Source organism: Streptococcus pseudopneumoniae (assembly GCF_001074565.1).
Classification (GTDB): domain Bacteria; phylum Bacillota; class Bacilli; order Lactobacillales; family Streptococcaceae; genus Streptococcus; species Streptococcus pseudopneumoniae_J.
In genome coordinates this window covers 70,390-90,208 of sequence record NZ_JUQX01000001.1, presented here as the reverse complement: position 1 = coordinate 90,208, position 19,819 = coordinate 70,390, and the positions used below count along the sequence as shown (strand labels likewise).

The window sequence follows — 19,819 nt, the reverse complement described above, 5'->3', positions numbered from 1 at the left end:
GGAGACGATATGAATATATGGGAAACTTTAGGGATAGAGCCAACAACTGACGTCAAGCTTATTAGAAGACGTTATGCTGAACTGGTCCGGCTCTATCACCCAGAAGACCAACCAGAAATTTATCAAGAAATTGTTGAAGCTTACCAAAAAGCCTTGACTTATGCGAGGTCTAGAAAAACGAGTGACTCTCAAGAAGCTACTGAACTTGAAGAAGAGGCGAATGGAAAGCCTAACTCTAGTCTCAACTTTGAAAACTTGACTGAAGAAACGAGAATTGAGAACGAAGAATTTGAAACATCAAGTCTTGATTTCAGTGATTATCAGCAATCATCTGATAAAACCAGCGATTCCTTTAACTTTGAAACTTTTAAAGCAGAAGAGGATGAGCCAAAGTCCACCCTTGACTTTAGTAGTTATAATGAAGAAGCCTATTTAATTCGAAATGCGATTGAAAGTATTGTTGGGAATGATGACTATAACCTAGAGGAACAAGAACATCTATGGCGTCAGTTCTTTCATCAGTATCAGTTTGATATGGATATTGTTCAATCCGTTTTAGAGGAAATGGATGTTTATATTTTCAACAAATCGGAACAATTTTCTATCGTCATTCCTTTGCTGGAAGACTACATCACTGACTTTAAATACTGGGGATATTACTATAAACTGAAGTACTGGAAGGTCAAAAGAGATATAGCAGAAGAGGAAGGAAGTTCGCTTGAAAGCGCACAAGAAGCCACTGAGCAATTCTCTTATTCCTATCAACTTTGCCAAGAAATTCTTCAAGATTCTAACAAAGCAAATCAATTAAGTTCTTGGATAGAGTTTTTCAAGCACCCCTATTTGGCCTTTATAGTCTTGGATCAAGTAAATCAGTATCGTCAAATAATCAAAAGCGTTCCTGTTTTAACTTATATCCTTGAAAAAAACCGACAAGTCATGTATGAAGAGGATTATCCACTCTTGGATGACTTGGCTCATTACTTAGAGCAAGTAAAAGAGGAATTCGGGGAAAATGTTGACTTTAGTCACTACTCTCTAGATAATCCAGATGAAGTTGAGGCAGCCTTTTATGAGCTGATGCATGCTCGCTATCAAGACGAATACAAACTGTTACGTGATTGGCAATATCTTTTTGAAACAGTTAAAGATCATACTCTCCTACTTTATTTGTTAGAAAAAGTGGACGTCTATCCTTTAACCAATGCGAAAGTGTTAGCCCTTGTTTTCCAATTTGTGGAGCGTTACAGTGATGAGGAAACAAATCCATATCTGAAAAAGCTTCATTTCTGGAAGAGTGTCCAGTCTTATCCTTCAGTGGTAGAGGAGTACGCACTAGATAAAAAAGAAAATTTTGACTACTGGTACCATGAAGGTTATCTTTATATTGATAAGCTCACCAAGAGTGATGAAGATATCAATGATTGGGAGAAGTGGAGAAGCTACTTTAAAGGAAGATCACGCATTCTAACGGTTTTGCTTCAACAGATTTATAAGGAGTACCATCGATTCACAGATGGCGAGCTCCTGAGATATGTTTTAGCTCCTTTTCCGACTTCTAAAATGGCTCCCCAAATGATGACGGAAGAGACAGACCAGAAACTAGAAGAGATGACTGTCTATGCCTATGAACTTTGTCATCCAAAGGCTAAGTTATCTTATTCGGATTGGAAAAAAAGACAGGTCCTTAAAAATAAATTTCTTCAGGTTTTCTTTGGCCTCTTTACGATTGTAAGTTTGCTACTTAGTGTTCTAGAGCGACCGGGTTATAATTCATGGGTTCATGCGGGTATGTTTTCACTCTTTTACGTCTATATGCTAAAATTAAGGCAAACACCGATTGAGGAGGGAGTGACTGCTAGGGGGGAAAAACGGAAATTCTACTACAGCCCCCATCCATGGTTCCTATTAATCTTGTTATTGACCCTCGTCATTCCATCCTTACCGTTTGGTCTCATTGGTGCCCTTATGTTCATTACATTTTTCAGCTTCATCGATGGTTTCCAAGTGAGTCAGGGGCTGAAGTGGGATTATTCTTTGGATAAGCTGATTCCTATCGGTATCTTTCTTTCTGCTGGCTTTCTTTCTGCTTTGGTAAATCAAAGCCAGACTATTTCAGGAGTTGCCATAGCTTACTTCCATATTTTTGCAATCCTTGTGATTTGCTTATCTTTTACAAGATTTAGTCCTGGATTTCCACCATCTCTTAAGAAAATTTTCATACCAGCAATCTTGGGGCTCCTACTCTTTCAAACGTTGCCTTACATTCACAGCCGTTTAGATATCTTTGATCCAACTATTCTACGAAATGAAACTCTGGCTATAACTGTTATCCTCTTGTTAAATGGAGTTGCCTTGTCTTATTTTACAAAGGATCAAGGCTTCATGATTGGTGTGAAGAAGGTCTTTATGATTTATGGATTGCAGATCTTTATTTTCCTAAGAAGACTGTTCCGAATCCTATTCGCACCAAATTCAGTTTTCGGTAATAACTATCATTACAAAGACTTACTAATCATGAACAGCGAATTTGCTTTCTACTTCCTCGAGGGACTTTTTATCCTTATCATACTTTTCCTTATTGGCAATATACGCAAGGAAAATCGTAAAAGTGCTTCTTAGAATGAAAGCGTAGAGAAGAGGACTCTAGTTCAAGTTTCTAGTAAATTTTCCTGAATAAAGGTATAATAGAACTATTCAAATGAAAGAGGTAATGAAAATGGCTTCAAAAATGCTACACACTTGCTTACGAGTAGAAAACCTTGAAAAATCAATCGAATTCTATCAAGATGCTTTTGGTTTTAAAGAATTGCGTCGCAGAGATTTTCCAGACCATGCCTTCACGATTGTCTATCTAGGACTTGAGGGGGATGACTACGAGTTGGAGTTAACCTATAATTATGATCACGGTCCTTATGTGGTAGGAGATGGCTTCGCCCATATCGCCCTCAGTACACCTGACCTTGAGGCCTTACATCAAGAACATAGCGAGAAGGGCTATGAGGTGACAGCCCCTAATGGACTTCCAGGAACTCAACCAAACTATTACTTTGTCAAAGATCCTGACGGTTACAAGGTCGAAGTCATTCGTGAAAAATAATCCAGTAAGGTCAAGTAGAATGTTCGTTTTCTACTTGACTTTTTTTCTTTGAAAGAGTATACTAATACAAATTTAACCTTTAAGGGGAGTCCAGAGAGACTCACAAGGTGTCAGATAAAAGGGATAGGGGACTCTCTGTGGAGACTTTTTAAGTGTGCACATGAGTTCTGTCCTATCTCGACTGAGACCTTGCATTAGCAAGGTTTTTTCTTTATCTGATCCCCTTAAAATTTAAGGAGGAAAATCATGAATCCCACATGTAAGAAGCGTTTGGGTGCGATTCGTTTAGAAACCATGAAGGTGGTTGCACAGGAGGAAATTGCGCCAGCAATCTTTGAATTAGTCTTAGAAGGAGAAATGGTTGAAGCGATGCGAGCAGGCCAATTTCTACATTTGCGTGTGCCTGATGATGCCCATCTCTTGCGTCGTCCTATTTCAATTTCGTCTATCGATAAGGCAAACAAGCAGTGTCATCTCATTTATCGGATTGAGGGGGCTGGGACCACTATTTTTTCAACATTAAGTCAGGGAGATACTCTTGATGTGATGGGGCCTCAGGGAAATGGTTTTGACTTGTCTGATCTGGACGACCAGAACCAAGTTCTCCTCGTTGGTGGGGGGATTGGTGTTCCGCCCTTGCTCGAAGTAGCCAAGGAATTGCATGCGCGTGGGGTGAAAGTAGTAACAGTCCTCGGTTTTGCTAACAAGGATGCTGTTATCCTCGAAAAGGAATTGGCCCAATATGGTCAGGTCTTTGTTACGACAGATGATGGTTCGTATGGTATTAAGGGAAATGTGTCAGTTGTCATCAATGAATTAGAAAATCAGTTTGATGCTGTTTACTCATGTGGGGCTCCAGGAATGATGAAGTACATCAATCAAAGATTTTATGACCACCCAAGAGCCTATCTATCTCTAGAGTCTCGTATGGCTTGCGGGATGGGGGCCTGCTATGCCTGCGTTCTAAAAGTGCCAGATAGTGAGACGGTCAGCCAACGCGTCTGTGAAGATGGTCCTGTTTTCCGTACAGGAACAGTTGTATTATAAGGAGAAAGTCATGACTACAAATCGTTTACAAGTTTCTCTCCCGGGCTTGGACTTGAAAAATCCTATCATACCAGCATCTGGCTGTTTTGGTTTTGGACAGGAGTATGCCAAGTACTATGATTTAGACCTTTTAGGCTCCATTATGATCAAGGCGACGACACTAGAACCCCGTTTTGGAAATCCAACTCCCAGGGTGGCAGAAACACCTGCCGGTATGCTCAATGCAATCGGTCTGCAAAATCCTGGTTTAGAAGCTGTTTTAGCTGAGAAGTTGCCTTGGCTGGAAAGAGAGTATCCTACGCTTCCCATCATCGCAAATGTTGCAGGCTTTTCAAAACAAGAGTATGCAGCCGTTTCTCGTGGAATATCCAAGGCAGTCAATGTAAAAGCGATCGAGCTCAATATCTCTTGTCCGAATGTGGATCACGGCAATCATGGACTTTTGATTGGGCAAGATCCGGATCTAGCTTATGAAGTGGTAAAAGCAGCTGTGGAAGCCTCTGATGTACCAGTCTATGTCAAGTTAACCCCTAGTGTAACGGATGTTGTTACTATTGCTAAAGCCGCAGAAGATGCAGGAGCAAGTGGATTAACCATGATCAATACTCTTGTCGGTATGCGCTTTGACCTCAAAACTAGAAAACCAATCTTAGCCAATGGAACGGGTGGGATGTCAGGCCCAGCAGTTTTTCCAGTAGCCCTCAAACTCATACGCCAAGTCGCCCAAACAACTGACCTGCCCATCATTGGAATGGGGGGAGTGGATTCTGCTGACGCAGCGCTAGAAATGTATCTGGCTGGTGCCTCTGCCATTGGGGTTGGAACAGCCAACTTTACCAATCCTTACGCCTGTCCTGACATTATCGAAAATCTGCCAAAAGTCATGGACAAATATGGCATTAGCAGTTTGGAAGATATCCGTCAGGAAGTCAAAGCCAGTCTGAGATAAGCTAGGTCTTCCTTATCGTCAACAAGAAATAGAATCTTCATCAATTTGTAATATTTCCGTCGGTTAACTATGTTACAATAGGGTTTAGAAAACGTTATTGGAGCATTTAAATGAAACGATGGAAAGTGGCCCTAGTAAGTGCTGGCTTATTGGGGTGTTTTTTTACTGTAGTGGAGACAGCAAAAGCAGAAGAGGGAACGTGGCAAGGAAAGACCTACCTCAAAGCAGATGGGAAACCAGCAACCAAGCAATGGCTTTTTGACCAAACGCATCAGAAGTGGTTTTATCTTAAAGAAGATGGTCAACGTGCAGAAAACGGTTGGTTGACTGTTGCTGGCAAGGACTACTATTTTGATGCTAATGGAATTTTGGCTACAAATACTTGGGTCACCCAATATTATGTCAATTCTAGTGGGGCCAAGGCCAAGGACCAGTGGCTTTTTGACCAAGAAGGACAGAGTTGGCTTTACCTCAAGTCTAATGGTCAGAAAGCTCAAAACGAATGGATTCAACAAGGTCAGGAAAAATATTACCTTAAAGAAGACGGGAAAATGGCCAAAGATGAGTGGATCACTCAAGGGGAGAACCAATACTACATCAATTCACAAGGTAAAATGCTGAAAAATGCTTGGCTTGGCTCTTACTACCTATCTGATAAAGGGAATAAGGTCAAACAGTCTTGGATCTATGATGCCAACTACAGCAGTTGGTTCTATCTGAAAGCGGATGGCAACTACGCAGAAAACGGTTGGCAAACAGTTGAAGGGAAAGATTATTACTTTAAACAGGGTGGTTATCTGGCTACAAATACCTGGCTTGGAAAATCTTATGTAACTTCAAGTGGCCATAAGGCAAAAGCAAGCTGGATTTTCGATAAAAACTACGAATCATGGTTCTATCTCAATGCCGAAGGCGACTATGTAGAAAAAGGCTGGCAAACAATTGATGGAAAAGATTACCATTTCAAATCAGGTGGCTATCTTTCTACAGAAAGTTGGATTGAGCGTTTCTACGTTGCTAAGAGTGGTGCCAAGCTAAAATCAGAGTGGTTTTTTGATAAAAATTACCAGTCTTGGTTCTACCTGCAAGAGGACGGAACCTATGCTGAAAAAGGCTGGGAAACGATCAAAGGCAAGGATTACCATTTCAAATCCGGTGGCTACCTCTCTACGGAAACTTGGATTGACCGCAGTTATGTGACGAGCAGTGGAGCAAAAGCTGGCAAAGGGTGGCTCTTTGACAAGAATTATAACTCTTGGTTCTATATTAACTCTGATGGAAATTATGCCAATAAAGAATGGCTCTGGGATAATGGTTACTACTATCTCAAATCTGGCGGTTATATGGCTGCAAGTGAGTGGGTGTGGTACAAGAACAATTGGTTCTACCTCAAGTCAAACGGGAAGATGGCTGAGAAAGAGCTTATCTACGATTCATCCGACCAATCATGGTACTACCTTAAATCAGGCGGTTATATGGCAAAAAACGAGACTGTAGATGGTCATACCTTGGATGCTTCCGGTAAATGGCATGTTGCGGATAAAACCAAATATTACAAAGTTAAACCCATCACAGCCTATGTCTACAGTGCATCTGGAGAAATCTTGAGTTACATTAATCAAGGAAGTATTGTTTCACTGGATAGCTCAACGCGAAAAGGCGGCCGACTTGCAGTTTCGATTTCTGGCTTGTCTGGCTATATGAATCAAAGTGATTTGACAGCAGTGGATGAAGGAAGCGAGTTTATCCCTCATTATACTAGTGATGGGAAATTCCTCTACCATGAACTCTCTCCATATACGAGTATCAAAGTAGCTCCACACACCTCTGCAATGATTATTGGTAAGAAGTACTACTCAACTGATGGAGAGCATTTTGATGGCTTTACCATTAAAAATCCTTTCCTTTATAAAAACTTGAGAGAACCAAGTAATTATAGTGCAGCTGAGTTGAATAAACTGTATTCGATGATGAACTTGCAGGATAGTCCTCTAGCGGGTAAAGGAGCAACTTTCAAAGAGGCTGAGGAACGTTACGGTGTCAATGCCCTTTACTTGATGGCCCATAGTGCCCTTGAAAGTGCTTGGGGTCGAAGTCAAATTGCCAGAGATAAGAACAACTTCTTTGGTATTGCGGCTTATGATACGAGCCCATATCTCTCAGCCAAGAGCTTTGATAATGTGGACAAAGGAATTCTCGGTGCGGCCAAGTGGATTCGTGAGAATTACATTGACTACGGCAGAGACCACCTTGGAAACAAGGCAACTGGAATGAATGTTCGCTATGCTTCTGATCCATACTGGGGTGAGAAAATAGCCAGCATCATGATGACCATCAATAGTAGACTTGGTGGGAAAGACTAATCAAAAAAATCAACGGTAACTACTGCAAAGTGGTTATCGTTTTTTTCTTTAACTATTATGCTTTACAAACTAGTGTGAAAGTGGTATATTATAGATGAAGTTACTAGTATGTATTACAAAATAGATAGAAGGGGGAAGGAATGAAGGAAACTCAACTATTAAAAGGTGTTCTTGAAGGTTGTGTCTTGGATATGATAGGTCAAAAAGAGCGATATGGCTATGAGTTGGTTCAAACTTTGCGAGAGGCTGGATTTGACACCATTGTTCCAGGAACTATTTATCCGCTGTTACAAAAGTTAGAAAAAAACCAATGGATAAGAGGTGACATGCGACCGTCGCCAGATGGTCCAGATCGGAAGTATTTTTCGTTAACTAAAGAAGGTGAAGAGCGTGTCTCAGTCTTTTGGCAACAATGGGATGATTTGAGTCAAAAAGTAGAAGGGATTAAGAATGGGGGTTAAACCATGAAAAAAATGAAGTATTACGAAGAAACAAACACGTTGTTGCATGAGTTTTCTGATGAGAATCAGCAGTATTTTGAGAAGCTGTGGGATAGTTTTAATCTTGCTGGATTTCTCTATGATGAGGATTATCTCAGAGAGCAGATCTATTTGATAATGCTCGATTTCTCAGAAGCAGAACGAGACGGCATGAGTGCAGAGGATTATCTAGGGAAGAATCCTAAAAAAATAATGAAAGAAATACTCAAGGAAGCACCACGCAATTCTATCAAAGAGTTCCTTTTGTCGCCAATCCTTGTCCTAGCGGTATTACGTTACTATCAACTATTAGGTGATTTTTCTAAAGACCCTCTCTTAACAGTCAATTTGCTTACGTTTTTAGGGCAACTTCTTCTTTTTCTAGTCGGATTTGGGATTGTGGCTACAATCCTACGATGGAGTTTAGTCCAAGATTCTCCTAAAATGAAAATTGGCACTTATATTGTCGTTGGAAGTATTGTTCTGCTAGTCATTTTAGGATATGTAGGAATAGGAAGTTTCGTACAAGAAGGAGCCTTGTATCTTCTTGCTCCCTGGGATAGTTTATCTGTTTTTACGATTTCGCTAGTCATCAGTATTTGGAATTGGAAAGAACCGATTTTTCGTCCTTTTGTCAGTATGATTGCTGCCCATCTTGTTGTAGGTTTTCTGCTCCGTTACTATCAGTGGATGGGGATTTCAAATGTTTTTCTTACAAAAGTTATTCCTTTAGCTGTTCTCTTTATTGGAATTTTTCTATTGTTCCGTGGGTTTAAGAAGATAAAATGGAGTGAAATATAGTCAAAAAACCGTTGGAAAACGGTTTTTTGTTATAATTAAACTAAGAATGTAGCATTAAAGGAGAACAACATGACTTTTGAAGAAATCCTGCCTGGGTTAAAGGCCAAGAAAAAATATGTACGAACTGGTTGGGGCGGGGCTGAAAACTATGTGCAGCTTTTTGACACTATCGAGCAAAACGGGGTTGCACTTGAAGTGACGCCTTATTTTCTAATCAACGTGTCTGGAGAAGGAGAAGGTTTTTCCATGTGGAGTCCGACACCTTGTGATGTTTTGGCGACGGATTGGGTAGAAGTGCATGACTAGACGCGTATTGATTACGGGAGTGAGTTCAGGGATCGGTCTAGTTCAAGCTCGCCTCTTTTTAGAGAATGGCTATCAAGTTTATGGTGTTGATCAAGGCGAAAATCCACTCTTAGAGGGTGATTTCCACTTTTTACAGAGAGATTTGACCTTAGACTTGGAGCCTATTTTTGACTGGTGTCCTTATGTGGATGTTTTGTGCAATACTGCAGGAGTCTTGGATGATTATAAGCCGCTTTTGGAACAATCAGCCCAGGAAATTCAAGAGATTTTTGAAATCAACTACGTGACTCCTGTTGAGTTGACTCGTTATTATTTGACACAAATGCTAGAGAATAAAAAAGGGACCATTATCAATATGTGTTCCATCGCTTCGAGCCTAGCAGGTGGCGGTGGACACGCCTATACTTCTTCTAAGCATGCCTTGGCTGGTTTTACCAAGCAGTTGGCTCTAGACTATGCAAAAGCTGGGATTCAGGTCTTTGGTATCGCTCCGGGAGCGGTCAAGACAGCTATGACCGCTGCAGACTTTGAACCAGGTGGATTGGCTGACTGGGTGGCTAATGAAACTCCAATCAAGCGCTGGATTGAGCCAAGTGAAATTGCAGAAGTCAGTCTCTTTTTAACTAGCGGTCACGCATCTGCCATGCAAGGACAAATCTTGACAATAGATGGTGGCTGGTCTTTGAAGTAGGAGGAGTTGGATGGAAATTAAAAAACACTTTGGAGTCTATGCTGTTTGCTTTGAAAATGGGAAATTACTCTGCATTGAAAAAACTAGAGGCCCTTATCAACATCGTTATGATCTACCTGGTGGTAGTCAGCAACTTGGTGAAGGACTGACGGAAACGCTGATTAGAGAAGTTCTTGAAGAGACAGGATATTCTCTTAGCAGATACTCTAATCCTAGGATATATGATGTGATGGTTTTTAAAGAGGTAGAAGATGATTATTTTAAAAGAGTTGGAAGTTGATGATTATCTATCATGGTATCAAGGTTTTAATAATCGTTTAGATAAACAATTACCTTATGATGAAGGTAAATTGGATATGGAACCTTGTACAAAATCGTGGTTTGTAAAATTAGTAGAACATCACCAAACTTTACGAAAATGTGATGAACAGTATATCTATGGAATTTTTCGAAAGGAAGATGGAAAGCATTTAGGAATGATCTATCTTGCTAAATTAGTAAGAGACCGTACAAGTTGGGCTGAGATTGGCTACTTTATCCATAATCAGTATTTTCAAAAAGGTTATAGAAAAGCTGCTTTAAAATCACTTTTAAAAATTAATCGAGAAGAACTTCATTTCCATCGTCTAGAGGCACAGACATTCCCTGATAATGAACCATCGAAGCGATTGCTAGTAAGTTGTGGGTTCGTATTTGAGGGGCGACGCCAACAGATGAGATATGAAAACGGAGAGTGGCAACCACAAGATATTTATGTGTATCTTGAAGATGTTGATTTGAACGTGGAATAAATAAGTTTTGCTTAGAAAGAGTGGAAAATGGAAATCAAAAATCACTTTGGCGTCTACGGAGTCTGTCTTCAAGACGGGAAATTGTTCTGCATTGAAAAAACGAGAGGCCCTTATCAACATCGTTATGATCTACCTGGTGGTAGTCAAGAACCAGGTGAGGGACTGATTGAAACTCTCAAGAGGGAAGTTCTTGAAGAGACAGGATATTCTCTTAGCAGATACTCTAATCCTAGGATGTATGACGTGATGGTTCAAGAAGAGGGGCAAGACTTCGCCGTACACCATATCATGGCCTTTTATGATATAGCACTCAATTTCGAGAGCTCTCAGAAGTCGATTTCTCAGGAGGTTCATGATGAAAGCAATGATTCAGAAAACGTCATTTGGTTGAATTTGGAAGAAATTACCGAAGAAAATGCCTCACCCTTAGTATTGAAGGTGAAGGCAGAGTTACGAGGATTTCCAGATTTAGACATGACAAGCTATAAAAATTGGAAGGTAAAAGAAAAAAAGGAGCACTCATGACACCGCAAGAAATGTGGAAAGCATACAAGCAAATCAACCCCTCTATCGGCGATGAGATCGATGCTTGGGCTTTTGGAGTAGAAGCCGATCTCTTGGCAGATTTGGTTTTAAAAGGTGAAAAGATGGCAACCGCCTCAGCTTACGACCTTTACGCACTAGAGGATGAACCCCTTCCACAAGAAGGGACCTTTGATGTCATTTTAGATAGCCAAGATCGAGCTGTCTGCATTGTCGAAATTACTAAGGTTTCCGTTCAGCCTTTCAATCAAGTTTCTGCTGACCACGCCTACAAGGAAGGTGAGGGAGACAAATCTTTAGCCTATTGGCGTCAGGTTCATGAGGAATTCTTCACGGAGTGGCTGGAGGAAGCGGGCTTGACTTTTACACCTGACAGCAAGGTTGTTTTGGAAGAATTTCGCAAGGTCTACCCACTCTAGACTGCAGAAGGAAGAAAGTTTTGAAAATTACCGTCCAAACCTTTTTTCTTAAGCAAAACATGATATAATAAGTTTGTTTGAAGAAGAGTAAAACTCTTAAACTTAGAATAGGAGAAAACTATGCAAGCAGTTGAACATTTTATTACGCAATTTGTTCCTGAACATTATGATTTATTTTTAGACTTGAGTCGTGAGACCAAGACCTTTTCTGGGAAGGTGACCATTACTGGTCAAGCACAGAGTGACCGTATTTCCCTTCACCAAAAAGACTTGGAAATCGCTTCTGTAGAAGTTGCAGGTCAAGCTTGTTCATTTACAGTTGACCATGACAATGAAGCCCTTCATATCGAATTGGCTGAGGCTGGTCAAGTTGAATTGGTCATCGCTTTTTCAGGAAAAATCACAGACAACATGACAGGGATTTACCCTTCTTACTACACAGTGGATGGTATCAAGAAGGAAGTCTTGTCTACCCAGTTCGAGAGCCATTTTGCGCGTGAAGCCTTTCCGTGTGTGGATGAGCCAGAAGCCAAAGCAACCTTTGATCTCGCTCTCCGTTTTGACCAAGCAGAAGGTGAGTTAGCCTTGTCAAACATGCCTGAGATTGATGTTGAAAACCGCAAGGAGACAGGTATCTGGAAGTTTGCGACAACACCTCGCATGTCTTCCTACTTGTTGGCTTTTGTTGCTGGTGACTTGCAAGGTGTTACCGCTAAAACTAAAAACGGTACCCTCGTAGGAGTATATTCAACCAAAGCCCACCCACTATCTAACCTTGATTTCTCATTGGACATCGCCGTTCGTTCGATTGAGTTTTACGAAGATTACTACGGAGTTAAATACCCAATTCCTCAATCACTCCACATCGCTCTTCCTGACTTCTCAGCTGGTGCCATGGAAAACTGGGGTCTAGTGACCTACCGTGAAGTTTACTTGGTTGTGGATGAGAACTCAACCTTTGCTAGTCGACAACAAGTTGCCCTTGTTATCGCCCACGAGCTTGCCCATCAATGGTTTGGTAACCTCGTTACTATGAAATGGTGGGATGACCTCTGGCTCAATGAAAGCTTCGCTAACATGATGGAATATGTCTGTGTGGATGCCATCGAGCCAACTTGGAATATTTTTGAAGACTTCCAAACAGGTGGTGTGCCGGGAGCACTTAAACGTGATGCGACTGATGGCGTTCAGTCTGTCCACGTCGAAGTTAAACACCCAGACGAAATCAATACCCTCTTTGACGGAGCTATCGTCTATGCCAAAGGAAGTCGTCTCATGCACATGCTTCGTCGTTGGCTAGGTGATGCTGATTTTGCTAAAGGTTTGCATGCTTACTTTGAAAAGCACCAATATGGAAATACCATTGGTCGTGACCTATGGAATGCCCTTGGTCAAGCATCAGGTCGTGATGTTGCAGCCTTCATGGATTCTTGGTTGGAGCAACCTGGTTATCCAGTTCTCACTGTCAAAGTTGAAAATGATGTCTTGAAGATTTCGCAAAAACAATTCTTTATCGGTGAGCACGAAGACAAGAACCGCCTCTGGGTGGTGCCACTGAACAGCAACTGGAAAGGTTTGCCAGATACACTCGAAACTGAAAGCATCGAAATCCCTGGCTACGCCACTCTTCTTGCTGAAAATAAAGGAGCTCTCCGTCTCAACACTGAAAATACAGCCCACTACATTACCGACTATCAAGGAGACTTGTTAGAAGCTGTTCTTGCTGAGTTAGAGACACTTGATAACACAAGCAATCTGCAAATCGTTCAAGAACGTCGTTTGTTGGCTGAAGCAGGCCACATTTCTTATGCAGACTTGCTCCCAGTCCTTGATAAACTTGCTAAGGAAGAGTCTTACCTTGTGGTTTCAGCTGTTTCTCAAGTGATTGCTGCCCTTGAGCGCTTTATCGATGAAGGAACAGAAACTGAGAAAGCCTTTAACAGTCTGGTTGCTAAATTGGCTCGTCACAACTATGACCGTCTTGGTTTTGAAGCCAAAGATGGAGAATCAGATGAGGATGAATTGGTTCGTCAGTTGGCCGTTTCTATGATGATTCGCTCAAATGATGCAGAAGCTAGTCAAGTCGCTAGCCAAATCTTTGCAGCCCATAAGGAGAATCTTGCAGGACTTCCAGCAGCCATCCGCGCTCAAGTTCTCATCAATGAGATGAAACACCATGAGACCAAGGACTTGGTCGCAACTTATCTGGACCTCTACACTCATGCCACTGATGCTGTTTTCAAACGCCAGTTGGCAGCTGCTCTAGCATACAGTACAGATGCTGACAATATCCAAACCTTGATTCGTTCATGGAAAGATAAATTTGTGGTCAAACCACAAGACCTTTCTTCATGGTACCTCCAATTCCTCGGACACCAAGCTACCCAAGAAACTGTTTGGGTTTGGGCGCGTGAAAACTGGGATTGGATTAAGGCAGCCCTTGGTGGAGATATGAGCTTTGATAGCTTTGTCATCTTCCCATCGCATATCTTTAAAACAGAGCAACGCTTGGTAGAGTACAAGGAATTCTTTGAGCCACAACTCTCTGACCTTGCTCTTAGCCGTAACATTCGTATGGGTATCAAAGATATCGCAGCGCGTGTTGACTTGATTAAGCGTGAGAAAGCAGCAGTCGAAGCTGTTGTAGCCCAATATGCCAAAGCTTAATTCATTCGAAATGTAAATAAAAAACTCAACTTTCTATCTGAAAACAAGAGAGAGTTGAGTTTTTTTTAAGGCAATTTTGGTATAATAATCATAACAAGGAGGAGTTTCTGATGATAAAAATCTTATTAGTAGAAGATGACCTAGGCCTGTCAAACTCAGTATTTGACTTTTTAGATGATTTTGCAGATGTCATGCAGGTTTTTGATGGAGAAGAAGGTCTCTACGAAGCAGAAAGTGGCGTTTATGACTTGATTCTGCTTGACCTGATGTTGCCTGAAAAAAATGGTTTTCAAGTCTTGAAAGAGTTGCGAGAAAAAGGAATTACGACACCAGTCCTTATCATGACTGCTAAGGAAAGTTTGGATGACAAGGGACATGGTTTTGAGTTGGGAGCGGATGACTACCTCACCAAACCTTTCTACCTAGAAGAACTCAAAATGCGGATTCAAGCCCTTCTCAAGCGTTCAGGCAAGTTTAACGAAAATACCTTGACCTATGGGGATGTAGTCGTCAACCTTTCAACGAATGAAGTAAAAGTGGAAGATACTCCTGTGGAACTGCTCGGAAAAGAGTTTGAGTTATTGGTTTACTTCCTTCAAAATCAAAATGTCATTCTTCCCAAGACACAGATTTTTGATCGTTTATGGGGATTTGATAGCGATACGACGATTTCCGTTGTAGAAGTCTATGTTTCAAAAGTTCGTAAGAAACTGAAGGGTACAGCCTTTGCTGAAAATCTTCAAACCTTGCGTAGTGTCGGGTATATTTTAAAAGATGTTCAATAAACTAAAAAAAACATGGTATGCGGATGATTTCAGCTATTTCATTCGAAACTTTGGAGTGTTCACTCTGATCTTCTCTGCTATGACCTTGATTATCCTCCAGGTCATGCACTCGAGTCTCTATACTTCTGTAGATGAAAAACTCCAAGCTCTTAGTAGTAGTCCCCAAGCAGTTATCCAGTTAGCCCTGAATCGGGCAACTGAAGAAGTCAAGGATATTCAACCCGCAACTGCGGATGCCAGCAAGGCTGAAATCAAGCCCAATGTCAGCTCCAATACGGAAGTCTTGCTCTTTGACAAGGATTTTAATCAGCTCTTACTGGGCAATCGTTTTTTAGGTTTAGACAAGATCAAACTGGACAAGAAAGAATTGAATCACATTCGCCAAATCCAAGTTGTCAATAGCTACGGTCAGGAAGAAACCTACCGAATGATCTTGATGGAAACAAATTCGTCCACTGTTTCAAGCAATGTCAAATATGCGGCGGTTTTAATCAATACCAGCCAGCTTGAGCAAATCAGCCAAAACCACGAGCATTTAATTGTTGTAGTTATGGCTAGTTTCTGGCTCCTGTCTTTAATTGCCAGTGTTTACTTGGCACGTGTCAGTGTCAAACCCTTGCTGGAAAGCATGCAAAAGCAGAAGTCCTTTGTTGAAAATGCGAGCCACGAACTGAGAACACCTTTGGCCGTTTTACAAAATCGTTTAGAGAATCTTTTTCGAAAACCAGAAGCGACGATCATGGAATCCAGCGAAAGCATTGCTTCTAGCCTCGAAGAAGTTCGGAACATGCGCTTTCTCACGACCAATCTTCTCAACCTTGCACGTCGCGATGATGGAATCAAACCAGAAATAGCAGAAGCATCACCACAGTTCTTTAAGACTACCTTTGCTAACTATGAGTTGATTGCTTCTGAAAATGATCGTATTTTTGAGTATGAAAATCGGATTTATCGTCCCTTCATGACCGATCAGTTACTCCTAAAACAGCTCATGACCATCTTGTTTGACAATGCCATCAAGTATACCGAAGAAGATGGGAAAATTGAGTTTGTAGTTCATGCTACAGATCGCCACCTCTATCTAACAGTAACGGATAACGGAATTGGAATTTCAGCTGCTGACAAGAAGAAAATCTTTGACCGATTTTACCGTGTAGATAAGGCAAGAACCCGTCAGAAAGGTGGCTTTGGTCTTGGACTATCTTTGGCCAAGCAAATCGTAGATGCCTTGCGAGGAACGATTAGCGTAAAAGATAACAAACCTAGAGGAACGATTTTTGAAGTTAAGATTGCTATCCAATCTCCTCCAAAACGAAAGAATAAATAAAAAAGACAGTTTTATAACTGTCTTTTTAGATAACTAGAAAAGAGGTTGGTAGTAGTACCAACCTTTATTTTGAAAGTTTTCGTTTAATCATCTTTCGTTGAAGTTGTAAAAGTGCGAAGCTTGTTGCCATAGCAGCGATAAATGATAAAGCAGTATTTAATTTTAAGGCTAAAAAGATAAAGCTAAAAAGCACCATAAAAATACAAAAACAAGCAATATTTACAAAAAATAAAATCTCTTTTAGGTTAGGGCCGACTGGGGCTTCAGGTGTGTAATCTTGATAAAGCGGAGTTTGTTTCGATTCGGGAGCTTGTTCAAACTCATAAGCTTCTAGTTTTCTTGCGGACATGATTCTCTCCTTAACAGTACATAACTATTTTATCATTTTTTATGCAGAGAATTATTACAGAATTGTTACAAAACTACTAAAGTCTCTTATCAACTTCTAAGTCGCTCTTCTTGACACCTACTAGGGAAAATGGTAGCATGGATGTTACACTTAAAACAGATGACCTGACTTTCTCTTTTATAAATATACTGAGAAAGGTAAGGATAACTTATATAAATTGATAGCAAGCTGAGGCTTTTTCCTAAGATGATTTGTTAAGTTGCTACCTGATTTATTTTAAAAGTATAGGTAGGAGTTGTTTTGAATGGATGGAAGGACAGCGATTCTGTCTATTGGTCTGGGTGGCTTTTTGCTACCTCTGGGGAAAGTTAAAGGAGATAAGCATGTATCTTGCTATCAAAGAAATAGTACGAAATAAACTTCGATATAGTTTGATTCTAACTACCATTTTTCTTATCGCTTTCATGGTCTTTTTTATGACTAGTTTGGCTCTTGGTCTTGTGCGAAACAACCGAGCCGCTATTGATAACTGGCAAGCAACGGGTGTCGTTTTATCTGACTACGCAAATGATAATTTGACGGCATCTTTTATTCCTGAAAAGGACTACAAGGATAAGAGTTCTAAAGAGGCTGCTCAACTGGGTTATATGTTCGCTGTGACCAATCTAGTCGATGATAGTGAAAAGGTCAATGTTTCCATCTTTGCTCAAGAGTGGGACTCTTTTATCTCTCCGAGTTTGACTGAGGGCCGTTATCCTGAGGGAGATGATGAGGTTGTCGTGGATCAGTCCTTTGAGAATTATGGGATTAGGCTAGGTGATGCCATTCAGCTCAATGGAAGCGAGACAAGTTACAAGATTGTAGGCCTGACTCAAGGAAATAAATTTTTCACCGAGCCTGTTATCTTTACGAGTCTGACGACTTATTGGACATTACAAGGAACCTTGGAAGCCAATCGTTCCATCTCTGCCTTGGTATTGAAAAATGATATAGAAGTGGCTGGCGATGGACTGAAACAGATTTCTATTCCAAAAATGATATCGAAAATTCCTGGTTACACACCTCAGGTTAATGTATTTTCAGGGATGATTCTCGCTATGATTGTCATCTCAGGCTTGATTGTAGGTATTTTTGTTTATATCATTACCATCCAAAAACTAGGACTTTATGGAATAATGCGGGCTCAGGGAATACAGATTAAAACCATTGTATGGTCTCTTTTCTGTCAAATCTTCCTACTAGCCGGTATGGGAATTGCTTTAGCCTTGCTGGCTATTGGTGGAGTGATTTTAGTCTTACCAGCTACCTTCTTTTTCTACCCAAGTTGGATAGCCTACTCTGTCCTAAGTTTGGTGATTTGCTTGATGGCCCTTCTAGGTGGTGTCATTTCACTTCCACGCTTGCTAAAGGTGGACCCGATTACTGCGATTGCAGAGTGATAAGGAGAATAGTATGACAGCATTGATTGAAATGACTCAAGTGACAAAAACGTACGGGGAAGGAAAGATGAAAGTCGTGGCCCTGCATGAGACGAATTTTCAGCTAAATGCGGGAGAATTCGTTGCTATCGTTGGGCCTTCAGGCTCTGGCAAGACGACCTTTCTAACAACTCTTGGACAACTTCAGGAAGCTTCGAGTGGAAAGATTTTGGTAAAGGGGAAAGAAACAGGTAGTTTGACGGAGAAGGAGAAAACAGACCTCCGTTTTAGAGAGTTTGGCTTTATTCTTCAGGCTTCAAACTTAATTCCTTTTCTAACGGTCAAGGAACAGCTGGATTTGATTGACAGACTGGATAAGGGAAAAAATAGTAAAAGTGATCGAAAAGAGTTACTTGACTTGTTGGATTTGGAAAAGGTACAGGATCATTATCCCAAGGCTTTATCAGGTGGTGAACGTCAACGTGCTGCCATTGCTAGAGCGCTTTATAACAACCCAAGTATCGTGCTTGCAGATGAGCCAACGGCAAGTCTGGATACCCAGCGTGCCTACCAAGTAACGGAAATGTTGGCTGCCATTGCCCATGAACAAGGTAGAGGAGTTGTCATGATTACTCATGATACTCGCCTTCTTGATAAGGTTGACCGTATTTATGTCATGAATGATGGCCACCTAGTTGAAAAAACACATGCATAAAAAAGAGTGAATGGTACAAGTTACTGTTCACTTTTTGATTGGGAAAGATAGAAATAAGTTTAACTTTTTGTGAAACTCTCAGTACCCATAGCTGATTTTTGAGAAATGTGGTATAATTTTTCTTATGGAAAAGATTATCATTACAGCAACTGCTGAAAGTATTGAACAAGTTGAACAACTACTCGAAGCTGGCGTAGACCGTATCTATGTCGGTGAGAAAGATTTTGGCCTCCGTTTGCCAACGACCTTTAGTTATGAAGAGTTGCGAGAAATCGCTAAGCTCGTTCATGATGGGGGTAAGGAATTAATCGTTGCAGTCAACGCCCTCATGCACCAAGACATGATGGATCGTATTAAGCCCTTCTTAGACTTCTTGGAAGAAATCAAGACAGACTATATTACAGTAGGAGATGCAGGTGTCTTTTACGTAGTCAACCGTGATCGCTATTCCTTCAAGACTATTTACGATGCTTCAACCATGGTAACAAGTAGTCGTCAGATTAACTTCTGGGGCCAAAAGGCAGGTGCTTCTGAGGCGGTTTTGGCGCGTGAAATTCCATCTGCCGAACTCTTCAAGATGCCAGAGATTTTGGAAATTCCTGCTGAAGTATTGGTTTACGGGGCTAGTGTCATTCACCATTCTAAGCGTCCGCTCTTACAAAACTACTATAACTTTACGCATATTGATGATGAAAAGACACGTAAACGTGACCTCTTCTTGGCAGAACCAAGTGACCCAGAGAGCCATTATTCCATCTTTGAAGATAATCATGGTACCCATATCTTTGCTAACAATGACCTTGATTTGATGACCAAATTGACAGAATTGGTAGAGCATGGTTTCACTCACTGGAAGCTAGAGGGGCTCTATACACCTGGTCAGAATTTTGTAGAAATTGCCAAACTCTTTATTCAAGCGCGTGGCTTGATCCAAGAGAGCAACTTTAGCCATGACCAAGCCTTCTTGTTAGATGAGGAAGTGCGCAAGTTACACCCTAAAAACCGTTTTCTCGATACTGGATTCTATGATTACGATCCTGATATGGTTAAATAGGACACCCAAACCCGA

Annotated in this window: 19 protein-coding genes and 1 pseudogene; 19 read left to right on the top strand and 1 reads right to left on the bottom strand. The window is 41.0% G+C overall.

Going from position 1 to position 19,819, the window contains the following annotated elements; translation table 11 throughout:
* The first annotated feature begins 9 nt into the window (after window positions 1-9).
* The 16 genes and pseudogenes from ADI74_RS00420 to ADI74_RS00345 all read left to right on the top strand — a co-directional run bounded on the left by ADI74_RS00420 (window position 10) and on the right by ADI74_RS00345 (window position 16,268).
* Window positions 10-2,622, top strand: a complete 2,613-nt coding sequence (locus ADI74_RS00420) for a J domain-containing protein (RefSeq protein ID WP_049536303.1) — start codon at window positions 10-12, stop codon at window positions 2,620-2,622.
* A 97-nt stretch (window positions 2,623-2,719) separates the two neighbouring features.
* On the top strand, window positions 2,720-3,100 hold the full coding sequence (locus ADI74_RS00415; protein WP_007521580.1) for a VOC family protein: 381 nt from the start codon (window positions 2,720-2,722) through the stop codon (window positions 3,098-3,100).
* 246 nt (window positions 3,101-3,346) lie between these two features.
* A complete protein-coding gene (locus tag ADI74_RS00410; RefSeq protein WP_007521582.1) occupies window positions 3,347-4,147 on the top strand; it encodes a dihydroorotate dehydrogenase electron transfer subunit in 801 nt (266 codons plus the stop codon).
* Window positions 4,110-5,096: a dihydroorotate dehydrogenase gene (locus tag ADI74_RS00405; RefSeq protein WP_192833021.1), complete on the top strand. Its 987-nt coding sequence runs from the start codon at window positions 4,110-4,112 to the stop codon at window positions 5,094-5,096. Before ADI74_RS00410 ends, ADI74_RS00405 begins: the two co-directional genes overlap by 38 nt.
* A 110-nt stretch (window positions 5,097-5,206) precedes the next feature.
* Window positions 5,207-7,459 (top strand): glucosaminidase domain-containing protein, encoded by a 2,253-nt coding sequence (locus tag ADI74_RS00400; protein WP_080980317.1) that lies wholly within the window; start codon window positions 5,207-5,209, stop codon window positions 7,457-7,459.
* Between the two features lie 140 nt (window positions 7,460-7,599).
* Complete coding sequence (locus ADI74_RS00395) at window positions 7,600-7,920, top strand: PadR family transcriptional regulator (RefSeq protein ID WP_000665422.1); 321 nt, start codon at window positions 7,600-7,602, stop codon at window positions 7,918-7,920.
* A 3-nt stretch (window positions 7,921-7,923) separates the two neighbouring features.
* Window positions 7,924-8,739: a hypothetical protein gene (locus ADI74_RS00390; RefSeq protein ID WP_049536297.1), complete on the top strand. Its 816-nt coding sequence runs from the start codon at window positions 7,924-7,926 to the stop codon at window positions 8,737-8,739.
* 69 nt (window positions 8,740-8,808) lie between these two features.
* Window positions 8,809-9,045: a DUF2829 domain-containing protein gene (locus ADI74_RS00385; protein WP_000141913.1), complete on the top strand. Its 237-nt coding sequence runs from the start codon at window positions 8,809-8,811 to the stop codon at window positions 9,043-9,045.
* On the top strand, window positions 9,038-9,736 hold the full coding sequence (locus tag ADI74_RS00380; RefSeq protein ID WP_049536295.1) for a 3-oxoacyl-ACP reductase: 699 nt from the start codon (window positions 9,038-9,040) through the stop codon (window positions 9,734-9,736). The genes ADI74_RS00385 and ADI74_RS00380 overlap by 8 nt, the downstream gene beginning before the upstream one ends.
* Before the next feature lie 10 nt (window positions 9,737-9,746).
* A pseudogene (locus ADI74_RS00375) lies at window positions 9,747-9,989 on the top strand (NUDIX domain-containing protein); the annotation flags it as partial.
* A gap of 1 nt (window position 9,990) precedes the next feature.
* Complete coding sequence (locus ADI74_RS00370; protein WP_414717539.1) at window positions 9,991-10,527, top strand: GNAT family N-acetyltransferase; 537 nt, start codon at window positions 9,991-9,993, stop codon at window positions 10,525-10,527.
* Window positions 10,528-10,554: 27 nt separating this feature from the next.
* The gene (locus tag ADI74_RS00365; RefSeq protein ID WP_049536292.1) at window positions 10,555-11,052 is read left to right on the top strand and encodes an NUDIX hydrolase; all 498 of its coding nucleotides are present in this window, start codon (window positions 10,555-10,557) and stop codon (window positions 11,050-11,052) included.
* A complete protein-coding gene (locus ADI74_RS00360; RefSeq protein WP_049536291.1) occupies window positions 11,049-11,489 on the top strand; it encodes an ASCH domain-containing protein in 441 nt (146 codons plus the stop codon). Before ADI74_RS00365 ends, ADI74_RS00360 begins: the two co-directional genes overlap by 4 nt.
* A gap of 120 nt (window positions 11,490-11,609) precedes the next feature.
* A complete protein-coding gene (locus ADI74_RS00355) occupies window positions 11,610-14,156 on the top strand; it encodes a M1 family metallopeptidase (RefSeq protein ID WP_049536289.1) in 2,547 nt (848 codons plus the stop codon).
* Window positions 14,157-14,266: 110 nt separating this feature from the next.
* The gene (ciaR, locus tag ADI74_RS00350) at window positions 14,267-14,941 is read left to right on the top strand and encodes a two-component system response regulator CiaR (RefSeq protein WP_000590635.1); all 675 of its coding nucleotides are present in this window, start codon (window positions 14,267-14,269) and stop codon (window positions 14,939-14,941) included.
* Entirely contained in the window at window positions 14,931-16,268 is a 1,338-nt protein-coding gene (locus tag ADI74_RS00345; protein ID WP_049536288.1) for a sensor histidine kinase, read from the top strand. The genes ciaR and ADI74_RS00345 overlap by 11 nt, the downstream gene beginning before the upstream one ends.
* Before the next feature lie 64 nt (window positions 16,269-16,332).
* Here the strand turns inward: ADI74_RS00345 and ADI74_RS00340 are convergent, their stop codons facing one another.
* Window positions 16,333-16,617 (bottom strand): DUF3270 domain-containing protein, encoded by a 285-nt coding sequence (locus ADI74_RS00340; RefSeq protein ID WP_049536286.1) that lies wholly within the window; start codon window positions 16,615-16,617, stop codon window positions 16,333-16,335.
* Window positions 16,618-17,000: 383 nt separating this feature from the next.
* Between ADI74_RS00340 and ADI74_RS00335 the strand changes: the two genes are divergently transcribed.
* From ADI74_RS00335 to ADI74_RS00325, 3 genes are all read left to right on the top strand, one after another.
* Window positions 17,001-18,056: an ABC transporter permease gene (locus ADI74_RS00335; RefSeq protein WP_049536284.1), complete on the top strand. Its 1,056-nt coding sequence runs from the start codon at window positions 17,001-17,003 to the stop codon at window positions 18,054-18,056.
* Window positions 18,057-18,069: 13 nt separating this feature from the next.
* The gene (locus tag ADI74_RS00330) at window positions 18,070-18,750 is read left to right on the top strand and encodes an ABC transporter ATP-binding protein (RefSeq protein ID WP_000125743.1); all 681 of its coding nucleotides are present in this window, start codon (window positions 18,070-18,072) and stop codon (window positions 18,748-18,750) included.
* A gap of 124 nt (window positions 18,751-18,874) precedes the next feature.
* Window positions 18,875-19,804, top strand: coding sequence for a peptidase U32 family protein (locus tag ADI74_RS00325; protein ID WP_049536283.1), 930 nt, complete (start codon window positions 18,875-18,877; stop codon window positions 19,802-19,804).
* The last annotated feature ends 15 nt before the right edge of the window (window positions 19,805-19,819 follow it).